Source organism: Streptomyces sp. 3MP-14 (assembly GCF_006334905.2).
GTDB classification, from domain to species: domain Bacteria; phylum Actinomycetota; class Actinomycetes; order Streptomycetales; family Streptomycetaceae; genus Streptomyces; species Streptomyces triticirhizae.
The window spans coordinates 37,301-54,314 of record NZ_VDLZ02000019.1; the positions used below are offsets into that span (position 1 = coordinate 37,301).

The 17,014-nt window shown below is 71.7% G+C and carries 14 protein-coding genes and 1 other RNA gene; 12 read left to right on the forward strand and 3 right to left on the reverse strand.

Annotated elements, in window-relative coordinates; genetic code table 11:
- Positions 1 to 57: 57 nt before the first annotated feature.
- Complete coding sequence (gene prfB, locus FH609_RS26750) at positions 58 to 1,164, forward strand: peptide chain release factor 2 (protein ID WP_139673210.1); 1,107 nt, start codon at positions 58 to 60, stop codon at positions 1,162 to 1,164.
- A 244-nt stretch (positions 1,165 to 1,408) separates the two neighbouring features.
- Positions 1,409 to 2,185, forward strand: coding sequence for an LPXTG cell wall anchor domain-containing protein (locus tag FH609_RS26755; protein ID WP_139673207.1), 777 nt, complete (start codon positions 1,409 to 1,411; stop codon positions 2,183 to 2,185).
- A gap of 103 nt (positions 2,186 to 2,288) precedes the next feature.
- Here FH609_RS26755 and FH609_RS26760 read toward each other — a convergent pair whose 3' ends face one another.
- Positions 2,289 to 2,483: a hypothetical protein gene (locus FH609_RS26760; protein ID WP_139673204.1), complete on the reverse strand. Its 195-nt coding sequence runs from the start codon at positions 2,481 to 2,483 to the stop codon at positions 2,289 to 2,291.
- A gap of 231 nt (positions 2,484 to 2,714) precedes the next feature.
- On the opposite strand from FH609_RS26760, the gene ftsE reads away from it, so the two are divergent.
- The 6 genes from ftsE to FH609_RS26790 all read left to right on the forward strand — a co-directional run bounded on the left by ftsE (position 2,715) and on the right by FH609_RS26790 (position 8,717).
- The gene (ftsE, locus tag FH609_RS26765) at positions 2,715 to 3,404 is read left to right on the forward strand and encodes a cell division ATP-binding protein FtsE (protein ID WP_139673201.1); all 690 of its coding nucleotides are present in this window, start codon (positions 2,715 to 2,717) and stop codon (positions 3,402 to 3,404) included.
- A gap of 21 nt (positions 3,405 to 3,425) precedes the next feature.
- Positions 3,426 to 4,334: a permease-like cell division protein FtsX gene (gene ftsX / locus FH609_RS26770; RefSeq protein WP_139673198.1), complete on the forward strand. Its 909-nt coding sequence runs from the start codon at positions 3,426 to 3,428 to the stop codon at positions 4,332 to 4,334.
- Between the two features lie 79 nt (positions 4,335 to 4,413).
- Positions 4,414 to 5,577 (forward strand): S41 family peptidase, encoded by a 1,164-nt coding sequence (locus FH609_RS26775; protein ID WP_139673195.1) that lies wholly within the window; start codon positions 4,414 to 4,416, stop codon positions 5,575 to 5,577.
- A gap of 30 nt (positions 5,578 to 5,607) precedes the next feature.
- On the forward strand, positions 5,608 to 6,087 hold the full coding sequence (gene smpB, locus FH609_RS26780; protein WP_122184160.1) for an SsrA-binding protein SmpB: 480 nt from the start codon (positions 5,608 to 5,610) through the stop codon (positions 6,085 to 6,087).
- A 120-nt stretch (positions 6,088 to 6,207) separates the two neighbouring features.
- Positions 6,208 to 6,576: a transfer-messenger RNA gene (gene ssrA, locus FH609_RS26785) on the forward strand.
- Between the two features lie 230 nt (positions 6,577 to 6,806).
- Positions 6,807 to 8,717, forward strand: coding sequence for a penicillin-binding transpeptidase domain-containing protein (locus tag FH609_RS26790; RefSeq protein ID WP_139673192.1), 1,911 nt, complete (start codon positions 6,807 to 6,809; stop codon positions 8,715 to 8,717).
- 55 nt (positions 8,718 to 8,772) lie between these two features.
- Here FH609_RS26790 and FH609_RS26795 read toward each other — a convergent pair whose 3' ends face one another.
- Both FH609_RS26795 and FH609_RS26800 read right to left on the reverse strand, forming a co-directional pair.
- A complete protein-coding gene (locus tag FH609_RS26795; protein WP_139673189.1) occupies positions 8,773 to 9,792 on the reverse strand; it encodes a helix-turn-helix transcriptional regulator in 1,020 nt (339 codons plus the stop codon).
- A 102-nt stretch (positions 9,793 to 9,894) separates the two neighbouring features.
- On the reverse strand, positions 9,895 to 10,722 hold the full coding sequence (locus FH609_RS26800; protein ID WP_226961974.1) for a helix-turn-helix domain-containing protein: 828 nt from the start codon (positions 10,720 to 10,722) through the stop codon (positions 9,895 to 9,897).
- A 488-nt stretch (positions 10,723 to 11,210) separates the two neighbouring features.
- Here FH609_RS26800 and FH609_RS26805 point away from each other — a divergent pair, with 488 nt between their 5' ends.
- The 4 genes from FH609_RS26805 to FH609_RS26820 all read left to right on the forward strand — a co-directional run bounded on the left by FH609_RS26805 (position 11,211) and on the right by FH609_RS26820 (position 16,582).
- A complete protein-coding gene (locus FH609_RS26805) occupies positions 11,211 to 12,443 on the forward strand; it encodes an ATP-grasp domain-containing protein (RefSeq protein ID WP_139673186.1) in 1,233 nt (410 codons plus the stop codon).
- Positions 12,444 to 12,495: 52 nt separating this feature from the next.
- Positions 12,496 to 13,461, forward strand: a complete 966-nt coding sequence (locus FH609_RS26810; RefSeq protein WP_264372788.1) for a DUF1015 domain-containing protein — start codon at positions 12,496 to 12,498, stop codon at positions 13,459 to 13,461.
- A gap of 241 nt (positions 13,462 to 13,702) precedes the next feature.
- Positions 13,703 to 15,100: a nitrate/nitrite transporter gene (locus FH609_RS26815; RefSeq protein WP_139673179.1), complete on the forward strand. Its 1,398-nt coding sequence runs from the start codon at positions 13,703 to 13,705 to the stop codon at positions 15,098 to 15,100.
- Between the two features lie 324 nt (positions 15,101 to 15,424).
- Positions 15,425 to 16,582: a uroporphyrinogen-III synthase gene (locus FH609_RS26820; RefSeq protein WP_139673176.1), complete on the forward strand. Its 1,158-nt coding sequence runs from the start codon at positions 15,425 to 15,427 to the stop codon at positions 16,580 to 16,582.
- Positions 16,583 to 17,014 lie beyond the last annotated feature (432 nt).

The window sequence follows — 17,014 nt, forward strand, 5'->3', positions numbered from 1 at the left end:
CCGATTCACCGCCGCCGGCCCGCCTGCGCCCCGGACGTCAACGGTTACGCTGGGGGGGTGGCAGTCGTCGATGTTTCCGAAGCGCTCAAGTCCCTCGCCTCCACCATGGAGTCCATCGAGGCCGTGATCGACCTCGACAAGATGCGGGCCGACATCGCCCAGCTCGAAGAGCAGGCGGCGGCTCCCACGCTGTGGGACGACCCGGAGAGCGCCCAGCAGGTGACCAGTCGGCTGTCGCTGCTCCAGGGCCAGCTGCGCAAGGTCGAGGAGCTGCACGGCCGGATCGAGGACCTGGAGATCCTCTTCGAGCTGGCCGAGGCCGAGAGCGACGCGGACGCCCGCCGCGAGGCCGAGGCCGAGCTGGCCTCGGTGCGCAAGTCCGTCGACGAGCTGGAGGTGCGCACCCTGCTCTCCGGCGAGTACGACCCGCGCGAGGCGATGATCAGCATCCGCGCCGAGGCCGGCGGCGTCGACGCGGCGGACTTCGCCGAACAGCTCCAGCGGATGTATCTGCGCTGGGCGGAGCGCAAGGGCTACCCGACGGAGATCCTCGACACCTCCTACGCGGAGGAGGCGGGCATCAAGTCCACCACCTTCACGGTCAAGGCCCCCTACGCCTACGGCACGCTCTCCGTCGAGCAGGGCACCCACCGGATGGTGCGGATCTCCCCGTTCGACAACCAGGGCCGCCGCCAGACCTCGTTCGCCGGCGTCGAGGTGCTGCCCGTGGTGGAGCAGACCGACCACATCGAGGTCCCGGAGAACGAGATCCGGGTGGACGTCTTCCGCTCCTCGGGGCCCGGCGGCCAGTCGGTCAACACCACCGACTCGGCGGTGCGGATCACGCACCTGCCGACCGGGATCGTCGTCTCCTGTCAGAACGAGAAGTCCCAGATCCAGAACCGCGCCGCCGCGATGCGCGTCCTCCAGTCACGCCTGCTGGCCCACCAACGGGCCGCCGAGCAGGCCAAGATGGACGCCCTCAAGGGCGACGGAGGGAACTCCTGGGGCAACCAGATGCGCAGTTACGTTCTCCAGCCGTACCAGATGGTCAAGGACCTGCGTACCGAACACGAAGTCGGAAACCCGCAGGGCGTGTTGGACGGGGATATCGACGACTTCCTGGAAGCCGGAATCCGTTGGCGTAAACAGCACGAGAAGTAACCTTCACACAACTCTTCCCCTCGGTAAGGCACTTACCGGACATCCTGCTTGACGGGGATGCGTTCAGAGGGAAGGCTGTTCACTTGGCACGCCTGTGATCCGTGGGTGCGAGTTGCGCAAGGGGCGCGTGAGAACGAAGGCGAACCCCACGCAGTTCCGCTGCCCTTGCGTGAGGCTGCCCCATTCACGGGACACTGTGACGGACACCGTCACACACCAAATAGCTACAGGGGGTAGTGGATAGATGGCCAGTCCCAAGACACGGGCCAACGTGGCGCGTATCGCCGCAGCCGCCGTCTTCGCGGCGGGCGCTTCGCTCGCCGTCGTCGGCACCGCGTCGGCGAGCAACAGCTCGGCCAAGCCAGCCCAGCCTTCGACGCAGGACGCGAGCATCGTGGGCGTCATCGAGGGGAGCGATGGCGGCATCATCGGCATCACCGAGGGCTCCTCGGAGGGTGACGACGAGGGCACCAACGAGGGCGAGTCCGACGGTAACGAGTCGGATGGCAACGAGTCCGACGGTAACGAGTCGGACGGCAACGAGTCCGACGGCGGTGAGTCGGACGGTAACGAGTCGGACGGTAACGAGTCGGACGGTAACGAGTCGGACGGCAACGAGTCCGATGGCAACGAGTCGGACGGCAACGAGTCGGACGGCAACGAGTCCGACGGCGGTGAGTCGGACGGCAACGAGTCGGACGGTAACGAGTCCGATGGCAACGAGTCCGACGGCGGCGACCAGGGCGCCACTTCCGAGGGCGGCCCGCAGGGCGTCAACGAGGGTGGCGACGGCGGTCTGGAGCCCGACACCGAGGGTGGCAGCAGCCCCATCGAGCAGGACACTCCCACCGAGGACCTGACCGATGCCGAGGTCCCCGAGGAGCCCCAGGAGGAGCTGGCCGAGACCGGTTCCTCGACCAACGAGACCCTGCTGATCATCGGTGCCGCCACCATGATCGCCGGTGGTGTGGGCTTCCGCTACCTGCCCCGCCTGATCAACAAGGGCGGCGCCCCCGCCTGATGGCGCGGTAGCCGATCCTGACACAGGGCAACGGGCCCGGAACGCTCAGTCGTTCCGGGCCCGGCGCTCGTCGTGGTCGTGGTCGCGTCGCCGGGCCCGGGGCTCAGGCCGGGCGGGCCACCAGCAGCGCCACGGCGGCCAGCCCCAGCAGGATGGCGATCAGCGCGCCGGGGGTGCCCAGCACGGCCCAGGGGCCGCGTTCCTGGCGCAGCCGCGCCAGCTCGGCGCGGCACACCGCGCACCGCCCCTCGCTCACCCGCCCCGCGCAGTTGGCACACACCAGCCAGTCGGCGGTCATGTGATCGTCTCCTCTCGTTCCCCCTCCCCTCCACTGTGCCAGGCCCCGGGCCGATCCGCAGACGAGCGGACGCGGGGCGCGGGGTCGGCCCCCGGGGGACAACCCCCGCAAGAGGGGGCAAGAGGGGTGGTGGCGCGGCCGCCGGGACTGCGCGCCGCGCGGCGCTTCGCGTAGGGTCTGCCCAGCAAGGGAGAACCCCTTGTCCGTACCCAGTCCCGACTTGGTGTAACCGTGATTCGATTCGACAACGTCTCCAAGACTTATCCCCGGCAGCAGGCGCCGGCCCTCAGCGGCGTCTCGCTGGAGGTCGAACGTGGCGAGTTCGTCTTCCTGGTGGGCTCGTCGGGCTCGGGCAAGTCCACGTTCCTGCGGCTGCTGTTGCGGGAGGAGCGCGCCAGCGAGGGCACCGTGCACGTGCTCGGCAAGGACCTCGGCCGGCTCTCCAACTGGAAGGTGCCGCAGGTGCGCAGGCAACTCGGCACCGTCTTCCAGGACTTCCGGCTGCTGCCCAACAAGACGGTGGGGGAGAACGTCGCGTTCGCCCTCGAGGTGATCGGCAAGCCGCGCGGTCAGATCCGCAAGACGGTGCCGGAGGTGCTGGACCTGGTGGGGCTCGGCGGCAAGGACGACCGGATGCCGGGCGAGTTGTCCGGCGGTGAGCAGCAACGCGTCGCCATCGCCCGGGCGTTCGTCAACCGCCCGCTGCTGCTGATCGCGGACGAGCCCACGGGAAACCTGGACCCGCAGACCTCGGTTGGCATCATGAAGCTGCTGGACCGCATCAACCGCACGGGCACCACCGTGGTCATGGCGACCCACGACGCTCAGATCGTGGACCAGATGCGTAAGCGTGTGATCGAACTCGAACGCGGTCGGTTGGTGCGTGACCAGACCCGCGGTGTCTACGGCTACCAGCACTGACTCGACCACGGAAAGGACGCCATGCGCGCCCACTTCGTCCTCTCGGAGATCGGGGTCGGTCTCCGGCGGAACCTCACCATGACATTCGCGGTGATCGTCTCGGTCGCCCTCTCCCTGGCCCTGCTGGGCGGCGCGCTGCTGGCCCGCAAGCAGGTCAACAGCATGGAGGACTACTGGTACGACCGGGTCGAGGTGTCGATCTTCCTCTGCAACGAGATCGACGCCGAGACCGACCCCGCCTGTTCCCGTGGCCCGGCCACGGAGGAGCAGCGGGACGAGATCGAGGCCGAGCTGCGGGAACTCGCGCTGGTCCAGGAGGTCTACCACGAGACCGCCGAGGAGGCGTACGAGCACTACCAGGAGCAGCAGCGGGACTCGCCGTTCGCCTCGGTGGTGACCCCGGAGCAGATGCAGGAGTCGCTGCGGGTCAAGCTGACCGACCCCACCAAGTACGAGGTGATCTCGTCGGCCTTCGCCGGCCGGGAGGGCGTCCAGTCGGTGACCGACCAACGGTCCCTGCTGGAGAACCTGTTCAACCTGTTGAACGGCGTGAACATCGCGGCCGTGGGCCTGATGATGCTGATGCTGGTGGTGGCGGTGTTGTTGATCGTCAACACCGTGCGGGTCTCCGCCTTCAGCCGCCGCCGGGAGACCGGGATCATGCGGCTGGTCGGCGCCTCCAGCTTCTACATCCAGCTGCCGTTCATCCTGGAGGCCACGATCGCCGGCCTGTTGGGCGCGGTCTTCGCCTGTCTGCTGCTGCTCGGGGTGTATCTGGGGATCGACAGCTTCCTCGCCGAGCGGATTCCGGTGATCGACTTCGTCGGCTGGGACGCCGTTCTCTCGGTGCTGCCCTATGTGCTGGTGACGGGCATCGCGATGCCGGCCCTTGCAGCATTCTTCGCTTTGTACAAGTACCTGAAGGTGTGAATCGGGTGTGATGAATCCCCGATGCTGGACGGGCTGTCAACTACCGTGCGCCCGCCGGGGATGTCCTACACTCCGCACCATGTCACGTCCGTCTCACCGTGGTTCGTCCCGGAGCGTCCGGCGCGGTGCGGCCCTGGCATGTGTCTTCACCGGGGTGTTGGTGACCGGGGCCGCGACCGGCTCGTGGCCCGAGGGGGCCGACGGCTCGGAGAGCACGGTGCTCGCCTCCGGCTCGGGCGCCGGGTTCGGCGGCGAGGAGGCACGGGGCCCCGCATCGGGGACGATCGACGACGCCAGAAGACTGGTCAGCCGCAGCGGCGACCGCTGGTCGGCGGCCTACACGGCCGAGGAGTACGAGCGGCTGCGCCGGGGGCTCGACGGCGAGTATGTCGGCACCGGGATAGCGGTGTTGCGCACCGCCGACGGCCGGATCGAGGTCAGCGAGGTCCACGCCGACAGCCCCGCCGAGCGCGCCGGGATCGAGCCGGGCGACGAGATCCGCGCCATCGACGGGGTCCCGCTGGCCGGCGGGCCGGTCACCGACGTGGTCAGCCGGCTGCGCGGCAGCGACCGCCCCGAGCAGGCGGGGCCTGGCAGCACCGTCTCGCTTGGCATGGAACGGGACGGCCGCCGCTGGGAGTTGTCGGTGGAACGCGCCCGCCTCACCGTGCGCAGCGTCGTCGTCACCGAGAGCGGGGACGGGGTCACCCACATCGAGGTGGACTCGTTCACCCGGGGCTCGGCCCAGCTGCTGCGGGAGGCGGTGGCCGAGGTCCCCGCCGACCACGGCATCGTGCTCGACCTGCGGGGCAACGCGGGCGGGCTGCTCACCGAGGCCGCGGACTCCGCCTCCGTCTTCCTGGACGGCGGGCTGGTCGCCACCTACGACGTGCACGGCGAGGAGCGCGCCCTGCACGCGGCGCGCGGCGGGGACACCGACACCCCGCTGGTGGTGCTGGTGGACGGCGGCACCATGAGTTCGGCCGAGATGTTTACCGGGGCCCTCCAGGACCGTAACCGGGCGGTCATTGTCGGTCACCGGACGTTCGGCAAGGGCACCGTGCAGATGCCGAGCGAGCAGCCGGACGGCTCGGTCGCCGAGCTGACCGTCGGGCACTATGTGACCCCGTCGGGCCGGACCGTCGACCAGGACGGCATCGTGCCCGACCTGGTGGTGGACCCGGGCGCGGATGCGGAGGCCAAGGCGAGGACCGTCCTGGACGGGCTCTCCGGCGGGGCCTGACCGCCGGCCCACGGGTAGACTTGGCTGGCCATGGCTAAGGAAAAGGGACGCAAACTCATCGCGCAGAACAAGCGTGCCCGGCACGACTACCACATTCTGGATACCTATGAGTGTGGGCTGGTGCTGACGGGCACCGAGGTCAAGTCGCTGCGCGCCGGCCGGGCCTCGCTGGTCGACGGATTCGGCCAGATCGACGGTGCCGAGGCGTATCTCCACAATGTGCACATCCCGGAGTACGCGCAGGGCACCTGGACCAACCACAGCGCTCGGCGCAAGCGCAAGCTGCTGCTGCATCGCTCGGAGATCGACAAGCTGATCGGCAAGCTCCAGGAGAGCGGGCTCACGCTCGTTCCGCTCCAGTTGTACTTCGTGAACGGCCGCGCCAAGGTCGAGATAGCGCTGGCGAGGGGCAAGCGGGAGTACGACAAGCGCCACACGCTGCGGGAGAAGCAGGACCGCAGGGAGGCGGAGCGGGCCATGTCGGCCGCCCGCCGCAGGCAGCGGGCCTGAGGCGCGGGCCCGGGCGACAATCCCGGGGCGCCACGGGCGCTCCCGCGCTATACTCGACGACGGAGCACACGCACGGGCCGCCGGGGAATGCTCACGGCGGGTCGTTTGTTAACTCAACACGGGGATGATCGGTTTCGACAGCGAACGTCGAAGCAGGGGAAGCGAGCCGAGGAAGCGGCAATGATCTCGTTAACCATATGTCGCAAAAAAATAATCGCCAATACCAAGCGCGATTCCTTCGCCCTCGCTGCCTGAGCAGCGACCGCGAGGTGTCAGCCCGGGTTAGTTCCCGCCCCGGGTCCTGACATCAGCTAGGGGACTCACCGCCCACCCCGGTCACGGGGGTGTTCGGGACATCACACAGTGACTGAGCCCGTCGGAGACTTGTCCGCGTGATCTCCGGGGCCGAGAAAATCGCAGCGGACTGCGCTCGGAGAAGCCCTCCTTCCACTTCGTTGGACGCGGGTTCGATTCCCGCCATCTCCACCCTCGCGCAGCCGGCCACGGCCGGCGCGCAGCGGCCCCGTCCCGGGTTTCCGGGGCGGGGCTTCGTCGTGTTCGGGGGTTGTGTCGGCGCGGTGTCGCGGTTCACTCCCGCCGGCGCCCCGTGGTGAACTCCCGCGCGGCTGACCGGCGTTGATCGGCCGTGTTGCGGCCGGTGTCGGACGGTTGAGAGCGTAAGCCCGCCTTTTGTCAGTGTGGGCCGGTAAGGTCGCGCCATGGCGAACAGCGGATCGACAGGGACTCCCGCTCTGGGGCGCGGGAGTTGGCGGACGCACCGCGTCACGCTCATCGGCGGCGCCGCGCTGGTGACGGTGCTCGCGGTGGTGGCGGTCCTGCTGCTGCGCGGTGGAGGCGACGACAAGGGCGAGGAGCGGGCCCGCGCGGTCACCGAGCGTTTCCTCGACGCCTGGGCGGCCGGGGAGTTGGCGGACGCGGCGGGCCTCACCGACGATCCGGCGGCCGCCGAGTCGCTGCTCGGCTCCGTGGTGGCCAACACCGAGCCGGAGGAGATGTCCTTCGAGGTGACCGGCGCCGTGGACGGGCCCGAGGACGCGCCGGACGACGCGCGGGCGGTGGGCTTCACCGCCCGCTTCGCGCTGGCCGGGCTGGGCGAGGTCTCCTGGGAGAGCGTGGCCCTCGCCGTTCCCGGCTCGGGGGACGAGTGGCGGCTGCGCTGGGAGTCGGCCCTGCTGCACCCGGAGTTGGCCGAGGGGCAGACCCTGGTGAACACGGTCGCCTGGCCGGAGCGGGCCGGCATCCTGGGCGCGGACGAGTCCCCGGTTGCCGGCCCGGCCCGGGTGTGGTCGGTGAGCATATGGCCGGCCCAGCTCACCGACGAGGAGCGGGCCTGGGAGGCGTTGGAGGAGCTGGACGCCGGCGTGGACGTCGAGGCGCTGGCCGAGCGGGTGGCCGAGGCCGAGCCCGACCAGGCGGTCCCGGTGATAACGCTGCGGGACGAGGTGTACGCCGAGCACGCCGAGGAGTTGGTCGCCGTTCCCGGCTTCCAGTTCGCCGAGGAGGAGCGGACGTTGGCGCTGGCCGCGCGGTCCGTGGTCGGCTCGGTGGACGCGGAGAGCGGTGAGGGCGCCTCGGGCCTCCAGGCGCGGTACCAGGAGGAGCTGGCCGGCTCGCCCGGCGCCGAACTCGTCGTCGCCGACCGGGAGTCGGGCGAGGCGGTGCGCACCCTGGAGGAGCGGGCGGGCGAGCCGGGGACGCCCGTGGTCACCACGCTGGACCCGGACGTTCAGCGGGCGGCCGAGGAGGCGCTCGCCGAGGCGGGCAGCGACGGTTCGATCGTGGCGCTGCGCGCCTCCACGGGCGAGGTGCTGGCGGCCGCCGACACCCCGGCGGACGGCTTCGCCCGTTCCCTGGAGGGGCAGTTGGCGCCGGGCTCCACGTTCAAGGTGATCACGGCGGCCCATCTGCTGGAGAGCGGGGTCGGCGTGGACGACGCGCTGGGCTGCCCGCAGTACGTCACGGTCAACGGTCAACGCTTCGAGAACCAGGGCGAGTTCGAGCTGGGCGACGACACCAGCCTGCACGACGCCTTCACCGCCTCGTGCAACACGGCCTTCATAGGCAACCTCGACCGCTTCGAGCACGACTCGCTGGGGCGGACGGCCGAGGCGTTCGGCATCGGCGGCACCTGGGAGGTCGGGGCCGCCACCTTCGACGGCTCGGTGCCGGCGACCTCGGAGGACAACGAGCTGGCCGCGTCGCTGATAGGCCAACACCAGGTGCAGGCCAGCCCGTTGGTGATGGCCTCGGTCGCGGGCACGGTGGCGGCCGGCGCGTTCCACCAGCCGGTGCTGGTGCCGGGGGCCGTGGAGAGCCGTCACGAGGCGTCCGCCGAGCTGTCCGAGGAGACGGTGGCGGCGCTGCGGGGCCTGATGCGGGACACGGTGACCGAGGGCTCGGCCTCCGCCCTGGCCGACGTGCCGGGGGAGCCGCACGCCAAGACCGGCACCGCCGAGTTCGAGAACGAGGACGGCGAACTCGCCACCCACGCCTGGATGATCGGCTATCTCGGCGAGGAGGACCTGGCGTTCGCCGTGGTGTTGGAGGCCGGCGGCTCGGGCGGGCGGGACGCGGGGCCGGTGGCGGCCGACTTCCTGACCCGCCGCTGACTGGACGCTGACCCGCCGCCGAGTCACGGGGCGTCCGGGCGTCCCGGCGCGGCCCTCAGGTGGTGAGCCAGCCCTGGGTGGCGGCCTCGACGCCGGCCTGGAAGCGGTTGGTCGCGTTCAGCCGGGTCATCAGGCTGGCCACCACGCGGCTCACCGACCGCTGGGAGACGCCCAGCCGTTCGGCGATCTCGTCGTTGGACAGGCCGGCCGCCATCATCAGCAGCACGTCCCGCTCCTGGCCGATCGGGGCCTTCTCCGGCGTCGCCGTCGGCTGGTCGCCCCGGCCCTCGAAGTCCAGCGCCTCCTCCCAGCTGAGCTGGAAGAACTGGCTGGCGTAGTCCACCACCGCCGGGTCGCGGACCAGCGCGACGCCCGCGCCCGAGCGGCCCGGGTCCAGCGGCAGCACCACCACCTCGTCGTCGTAGATCTGCATCCGGGAGGCGAGCACGCCGGTGGTGCGGACCATCGCCCCGGCGGCGGTGATGCGTTCCACGTGCCGCGCGGTCGGCCGGTGCCGGCGGGCGCCGTGCTGGAAGAGCGAGCGGATCAGCACCCCGCGCTTGAGGAGGTCCATGTCGAGCGGTGCCGCGGCCGCCAGCGCCGCCTCGCTCTGCCCGCCGCCCGGCACCAGCGCGTCCAGCGATCTGACGCAGGTGCGGGCGAGGTCGTCGATGACGGCGCGGATGTTCTCGATGCCCTCCACGGCCTCGATGCTGCTCTTGGCCGAGCGCATCGAGCGGGCCTCCAGGTAGTCCCCGGAGAGCGCGTGCAGCCGCTCCCTGGTCGCGGCCATCGCGACCCGCTGCCGCAGGATGTCGCCCTCCAGGGGGGCGAGGAGGTTCTCGGCCGCGTTCTCCGGGTTGATCGCGACCCAGCCGCCGCCCGGCGTCGGCTGGAGCAGCCCCAGCCGGGAGAGCAGCCGCTCGGCGCGGCGCACCTCGTCGGCGGTCAGCCCGGCGCGCTCGGCCAACTCGGCGGTGTGGTCGGTGGGGTGGGTGACCCGCAGCTGGTAGATCCGCACCGTGGTGGCGTCGATCTCGTGCTCGATCAGTACGTCGGCCTCATGGTCGATCATCGCGGTCGGTCGTCTCCTCCTGCTCGACTCCTGCTGAACCGAGTCTCCGGTGCCGGCCGTGGCTCGAACTGTCACAGGGCCGGATACGGGGCCGGACACGGGTCAGGACAGCCAGCCCTGGAGCGCGGCGCGCGCGCCGGCCTGGAAGCGGCTGTCCGCGCCCAGGCGTTCCATCAGCCGGGCCACCACCCTGCTCACCGACCGGGGTGACATGCCGAGTTGGTGGGCGATGGCCTCGTCCTTCTTGCCCGCCGCCATCAGCACCAACACGTCGCGCTCCACGTCGGACGGCTCGCTGCCGGAGCGCTGGTCCTCCTCGGCGAAGTCGATGGCCCGGTCCCAGTAGTGCTCGAAGAGTTGCTGTAGGAAGTTGAGCACCGCCGGCGCCCGGACGAGGGCCACGCCGGCGGCCGTGTGCAGCGGGTCGATGGGCAACACCGCGCAGCTGGCGTCGTAGATCAGCATTCTCGACGGCAGGACGCTGACGCTGCGGACCTGGGCGCCGGCGGCGATCAGGGTGCCCGCGTAGACCACGGTGGCCCGGTGTTTGCGCGCGGTGTGCTGGAAGAGCATCCGCGTCTTCACACCACGTTCCAGCGTCTCCAGGTCGAGCGGGGTGGCCGCGCGGATGGCGCCCTCGGGCTGGCCGCCGCCGGGCACCAGGGCGTCCAGCGACTCGGTGCAGGTGCGGGCGAGGTCGTCGATGACGGCGCGGATGTTCTCGATGCCCTCGACCACCTCGATGCTGCTCTTGGCCGAGCGCATCGAGCGGGCCTCCAGGTAGTCCCCGGAGAGCGCGTGCAGCCGGGCCCTGGTCGCGGCCATGGCGATGCGCCGTTGCAGGATGTCCTGTTCGAGCGGGGCCAGCAGGGCGTCGGCCGCGCTCTCCGGCGAGATGGCGACCCGGCCGCCGCTGGGCGAAGTACGCAACAGACCGAGCGTGAAGAGTCGTTCCTCGGCCGTTGTGACCTCGTCTTCGGTCAATCCAGCGCGCGTCGCGATCTGGCTCACCGAATCTGTGGGATGGATCACGCGGAGCCGGTAGACTCGGGTCGCCGCTGCGTCTATTTCGCCGGATTCGTGCACGCTCTTCTTCCTCGAACGACGTCGGCCAGCCCCTTGGCGTCAACTTGACAGGCGAGATGATGCCACAGTGACTCTATCGACTTCTCCGTGAATGCTCGTGAGCATGATTGCGCCAGCATGCCACTCATGTTCGTCTATGTGGACACGGAAGAGGGAACCCGTGAAGAAGTTTGCTCTCAGCCTTATCGCAGCCCTTGTCGTCGCGGCTGTGTCCGGTGGAGTAGCCGCCGCTCAGGGCTCCGCCGACGAGTCCTCCGCCCAGGCCGCCCAGGTCACGAACATCTGGGCCTGATCCGGGTTTTCGGAGGGTTCGCGTGAGCAGCGAGGGCGGCATGACGACACCACCGAAGCCCCTGGCGGTGTTGCTCAGCCCGCGCCGCTCGGCCGTCGAGGCGGCCAGGGCGGTTGGTGCGAGCACCCTGGTCCTCGCACCGGACCTTTCGAAACCCGGCGTTCGGGAGGCGGTCGAGGCCGCCGACGACGCCATGACCGTGCAGTGGATGGACCACTCGCGGCTGATGATGTCGATCGGTCACCTCGCCAACTTCCCGGCCAGGATCTCCATCTTCGGCTTCGCCGAGGCGAGCGCCCTCGCGGCGGCCCGCGCGAACGAGGCCCTGCGTTTTCCTGGCAATCCCCATGCGGCCGTCGCGTACCTCACGGACAAGGCGGCCCTGCGCGGCAAGGTCAACCAGCTCACCGGTGCCCCCGTCCGGTTCGAGCACTGCGACCGCGCCGCGCATCTGGAAGCCGTCGCCCTGCGCGTTGGCTTCCCGTGCGTGGCCAAGCCACGCACCGGTTTCGGCGGCCAGGACGTCCATCTGCTGCGTGACGTGGCGGACGCGGCGTTCCTGGCCGCCGGGCTGCCTCCGGAACCGGCCCTCATCGTCGAGGAGTTCCTGGAGGGACCCGAGTTCAGCGTGGAGGCCCACTCCCTGGCCGGCGCGCACACCGTCCTGGCGGTGTCCAGGAAACACACCTCCGGCGCGCCGGAGAGCAGGGAGACGGGGTACGACCTGCCGGCGGAGCTGGACGAGGAAACCACCGAGGCCATCCACCAGTTGGTCGTCGCCACCCTCAACACCGCCGGCCACCGCAGCGGACCGTCGCAGACCGAGGTGATCCTGACCTCGGCCGGCCCCCGGCTCGTCGAGTCGCACGCCCACCCCGGCGAGGACCCGATCAGCGACCTGCTGCTGCTGGCCAGGGGCACCGACCTCGCCGCCCTGGCCATCGCCACCGCGCTCGGCCTGCCCAGGCCGGCGGGAGGGACCCGCGAACGGTACGCCGGCGTCCGTCAACTGCGGCTGCCGCCGGGCGTGTTGGTCGCGGTCGAGGGGATCGAGGAGGCGCTCGCGCTGCCCGGGGTCACGGATGTCGAGATCTCCGTTCCGTTGGGCGGCCATGTTCCGGAGACCACCAGCCGGGTCGCCGGACATGGCTGCGTCACGGCGGTGACGGACGGGCCCCAGGAGCTGGAGGCCGTGCTCAGAAAGGCGCAGGACGTCCTGCGACCGGTCGTGGTCCCCGTGTCCGCGAACGAGGAGGAGCACTCTGCTGCCTGAGCTGTCCCGTCCGCTGGTCCCGCCGGAGAGCCCGGCGCCGCGCACGGATCTGCTGCTCCCCTTCCACGGTGTTCTCGCCCGACCGCTCGGCCGCGCCAGCTATTACGTGTTGGAGCGCATCGACGGCGTGGGTTCGGTCGAACAGCGGGGTGTCCTGGGCGCGTTGAGCCTGCACGGGGTGGAGAGCGGGCATGTGCTGCGTCACCAGCAGGTCGGGGAGACGGCCGTCAGGTTCCAGGCCCGCCTGCTGAAGGAACGCGGCGGCAGCGTGGAGCCGCTGCTGCTGGCCGCGCCCGACCTGGGCGCGTTCCACGCGTGCATCGAGGAGACCGTGCGCCGGCCCGTCGACCAGGAGCTGCCCGTGCCGGGCGGCGGTTTGCAACGCCTGTGGGCCTGCGACGTGTCCTGGACGGTCGACCCGCCCGCGCTGCCGCCGATGCTGCTGGCCGACGGGCACCACCGGCTTGAGGCCGCCCGCCGGCTGCGCCGCGCGCACCCGGGCGCGGTGGGGGACCGGCTGCTGGCGCTGGTCGTGGACCACCGGCGCTACCCGTTGACGCTCTCGGCGACCCACCGCGTGGTGCCGGGGCTCGACCTGGAACGGGCGGTGCGCGCCGCCGAGCGGATCGCGCGGGTGCGTGAACTTCCGCCGGCCCGGCGGCCCGTGCCGCGCCCCGGCACCTATCTGCTGACCGGGCAGGGCCGCATCTGGGGCCTGTCGGAGATCTCGCCGGCCGCGCTGGCCGGGCGGCTGCGGACGCTGCCGGTCGAGTGGGTCGAGCTGCCGGCCGCGATCAGCGACCATGTGCTGATCCCGGCGCTCTGCGAGGACCAGCAGCTGTCGCCGGCGCTCCGCTACACCAGCCACTATCCGGCGCCCGACGAGGTGGGGCTGATCCTGCCGCCGCCGACCTGGGACCAGATCTGGGCGGGCGCGGCCAGCGGCGCCGGGATGCCGCCGAAGAGCACCCACCTGGGCCCGTCGCCGCTGCCCGGGCAACTGGGCGCCCCGGGCTGAGCCGGCCCGGCAGCCGTTCCCCGGCGCCCCCGGGCGCGGCCCGGTTCCGGGAACGGCTCACGCCGGCGGGGCGGGGCGGGTGAGCCCGAGGTTTCGTCTGTGTCACCTGCTGCCAACAGGCCGGAAGCCGGGCGTTGTTAGCTTCGGCCTCACTCGGGGGAGTCCTTCACGGTCCGCCTCGGACATCTCACACCCGCCCGCATGTCCCACCCGTAACCCATCGCACCGCGCTGGAGGCGCCATGTCAGACGTCAAACCACGGGCCGCCCGTCGGGGTGGGCGCTGGATCGAGGAGTGGGACCCGGAGGACGAGCACTTCTGGCGGACCACGGGAGAGTCCGTCGCCCGTCGGAACCTGCTCTACTCCGTGCTCTCCGAGCACATCGGCTTCTCGATCTGGTCGTTCTGGTCCGTTCTGGTGCTGTTCATGGGCGACGAGTACGGGATCGACCCGGCCGGAAAGTTCTTCCTGGTCTCCACGGCCACCCTGGTGGGCGCCGTGGTGCGGGTGCCCTACACGTTCGCCGTGGCCCGCTTCGGTGGCCGGAACTGGACGGTGGTCTCGGCCTCGATGCTGCTGCTGCCCACGGTCGCCGCGTGGATCGTGATGGAGCCCGGCACCTCGTATACGACGTTCCTGCTGGTGGCGGTCCTGACCGGGGTCGGCGGCGGCAACTTCGCCTCCTCGATGACCAACATCAACGCGTTCTTCCCGCTGCGGAAGAAGGGCTGGGCGCTGGGCCTGAACGCGGGCGGCGGCAACATCGGCGTGCCGGTGGTGCAGCTGGTCGGCCTGCTGGTCATCGCCACCGCCGGCGACGGCAGCCCCCGGGTGCTGCTGGCGGTCTACACCCCGCTGATCGTGGTGGCCGCCGCGCTCGCCTGGCGGTACATGGACAACCTGGCGCCGGTCACCAACGACACCGGCGCCGCCAGGGAGTCGGTCAGGGACGCGCACACCTGGATCATGTCGTTCCTCTACATAGGCACCTTCGGCTCGTTCATCGGCTACAGCTTCGCGTTCGGCCTGGTCCTCCAGAACCAGTTCGACCGCACCCCGCTCCAGGCCGCGTCGATCACCTTCATCGGGCCGCTGCTGGGCTCGCTGGTGCGGCCGTTCGGCGGCCACTGGGCCGACCGGTTCGGCGGGGCGCGGATCACGCTGTTCACGTTCCTGGGCATGGCGGCGGCGACCGGGGTGGTGATCATGGCCTCGCGCGCCGAGTCGCTGGCGGTCTTCCTGGTCGGCTTCATCGCGCTCTTCGTGCTCAGCGGCGTGGGCAACGGCTCGACCTACAAGATGATCCCCGGCATCTACCAGGCCAAGGCCAGGGCGCTGGGGCTGCGCGGCGAGGAGGCGGCGGCCTACGGGCGGCGGCTGTCGGGCGCGGCGATCGGGCTGATCGGCGCGGTCGGGGCGCTCGGCGGCCTCGGCATCAACCTCGCGTTCCGGCAGTCCTTCCTGGCCACCGGGTCGGGCGTCAACGCGTTCGTCTCGTTCCTCGCCTTCTACGGGCTGTGCTCGGTGGTGACCTGGGCCGTATACCTGCGCGGCGCGCGCCGGGCGGCGAGCGTGGGCGGCGGCGCGACCGTCGCGGGCGGTCGCCCCAGCGAGGTGCCCGCCTACACCGGCGTCTAGCCGTTGTCCCGGCGGCGCCGGGCCGACGAACCGGTCGCATCGCCCCGAGCCGGCGTAACGCGGGGGAAACGCACCGGAACCGGGCCCGTCACGCCGCCTTGTCAGGCTCGGCGGCAGCCGGGCCCGCTCGGGGCGACGGCGGGGTCGTCGCGGCCCGGGGCGGTGTGGCTCCGATGCCGTGCGGCCGTCGTTGGCCCGGTCACGCCGGCCGGCCGGCGGCCGGTGCTTCATCATCGAACCGTCCGGCGTTCCGGCCCGGCGCCGCCGGGCCGACGACGGCCAGCCAGCACGTCAGCGAGCAACCAGGGTGGAACGGTCAGACCCATGCCCCAGCAAGAGCAGCGCCAGGAAACCGACGTCCGGCCCCTCGACGGCTTCGCCGTCGGGGTGACGGCCGCGCGCCGAGCCGAGGAGCTGGGCGCGCTGCTGCGCCGGCGCGGGGCCGAGGTGACGCACGCCCCGGCGCTGCGCATCGTCCCACTCGCCGACGACGACCAACTGCTCGCCGCGACCCGCGAGTTGATCGGCCGCGCCCCGGACATCGTGGTCGCGACCACGGCCATCGGCTTCCGGGGCTGGGTGGAGGCCGCCGAAGGCTGGGGGCTCGGCGAGCCGCTGCTGGCCACCCTCGCCACCACGGAGGTGCTGGCGCGCGGCCCCAAGGTGCGCGGCGCGATCCGGGCGGCCGGGCTGACCGAACGGTGGTCGCCGGCGTCCGAGTCGATGGCCGAGGTGTTGCAGCGGCTGCTCGACCAGGGTGTCGAGGGGCGCCGGCTCGCCCTCCAGCTGCACGGCGAGCCGCAGCCCGGCTTCCTGGAGGCGCTGCGCGCCGCCGGCGCCGAGGTGGTGGAGGTGCCCGTCTACCGCTGGATGCCGCCGGCGGACATCGCGCCCGTCGACCGGCTGATCGACGCCGCGCTGGTCAGGGGCGTGGACGCGGTGACGTTCACCTCGGCGCCGGCCGCCGCTTCGTTCCTGCGGCGGGCGGAGGAACGGGCGCTGCTGGAACCGCTGTTGGACGCGTTCAAGCGGCATGTGCTGGCCGCCTGCGTGGGCCCGGTCACCGCGCTGCCGCTCCAGGCGCACGACGTGCCGACGCGGCAGCCGGAACGGTTCCGGCTCGGCCCGCTGGTGCAACTGCTCTGCGCGGAACTCCCGGCCCGGGTCGAGACCCTGCCGGTGGCCGGCCACCGGCTGGAGATCAGGGGGCGCGCGGTGGTGCTGGACGGCGCGCTGCGGCCCGTTCCGCCGGCGGGCATCGCGCTGTTGCGCGCGCTGGCGCGCCGCCCCGGGTGGGTTGTCCCGCGCGCCGAGCTGCTGCGCGCGCTCCCCGGCGCGGGGCGGGACGAGCACGCCGTGGAGACGGCCATGGCGCGGTTGCGGACGGCGCTGGGCGCCCCCGCCGTGGTCCAGACGGTGGTCAAACGCGGCTACCGGCTGGCGCTGGACCCGGCCCTGGACGGGCCGAAGTACGGAGACTAGGGCCTGCCCGGCCCGGGTTGGGGGACTGGCCCGCCGGCCGCCGTGCCGCCTGCGGCGGCCGGGCGTCGGCGACGGCGGCTGTTCGCGGTGGGCGCCGGCGCAGGCGCGAGGGCTTCGCTGGTGCGGCTTCGCACCGCGGCCGATCGGCGGAATCGGTGGCCCTGCGGCGCGGGGGCCTGCCCGGCCCGGGTTCGGGGACTGGCCCGCCGGCCGGGCGGCGGCGGGTTGGGGCCGCGTGGTGCGGCGGACCGTTCACGGCCGGCGTGGGCGTGGGCGCTTCGCGCCTGCGGCTTTGCCGCGCGGCGCGGGGGTTTGGCCACCGGCGGTGCCTTCGGCCGGGAGCCGCGCCAGCTGTCGCGGGGTGTTCGGGCCCGAGAGGGTCGTCGGCTGGTGGGACCGGTCGGCGCCGGGCGCGTCACTCGTGTCGAACGG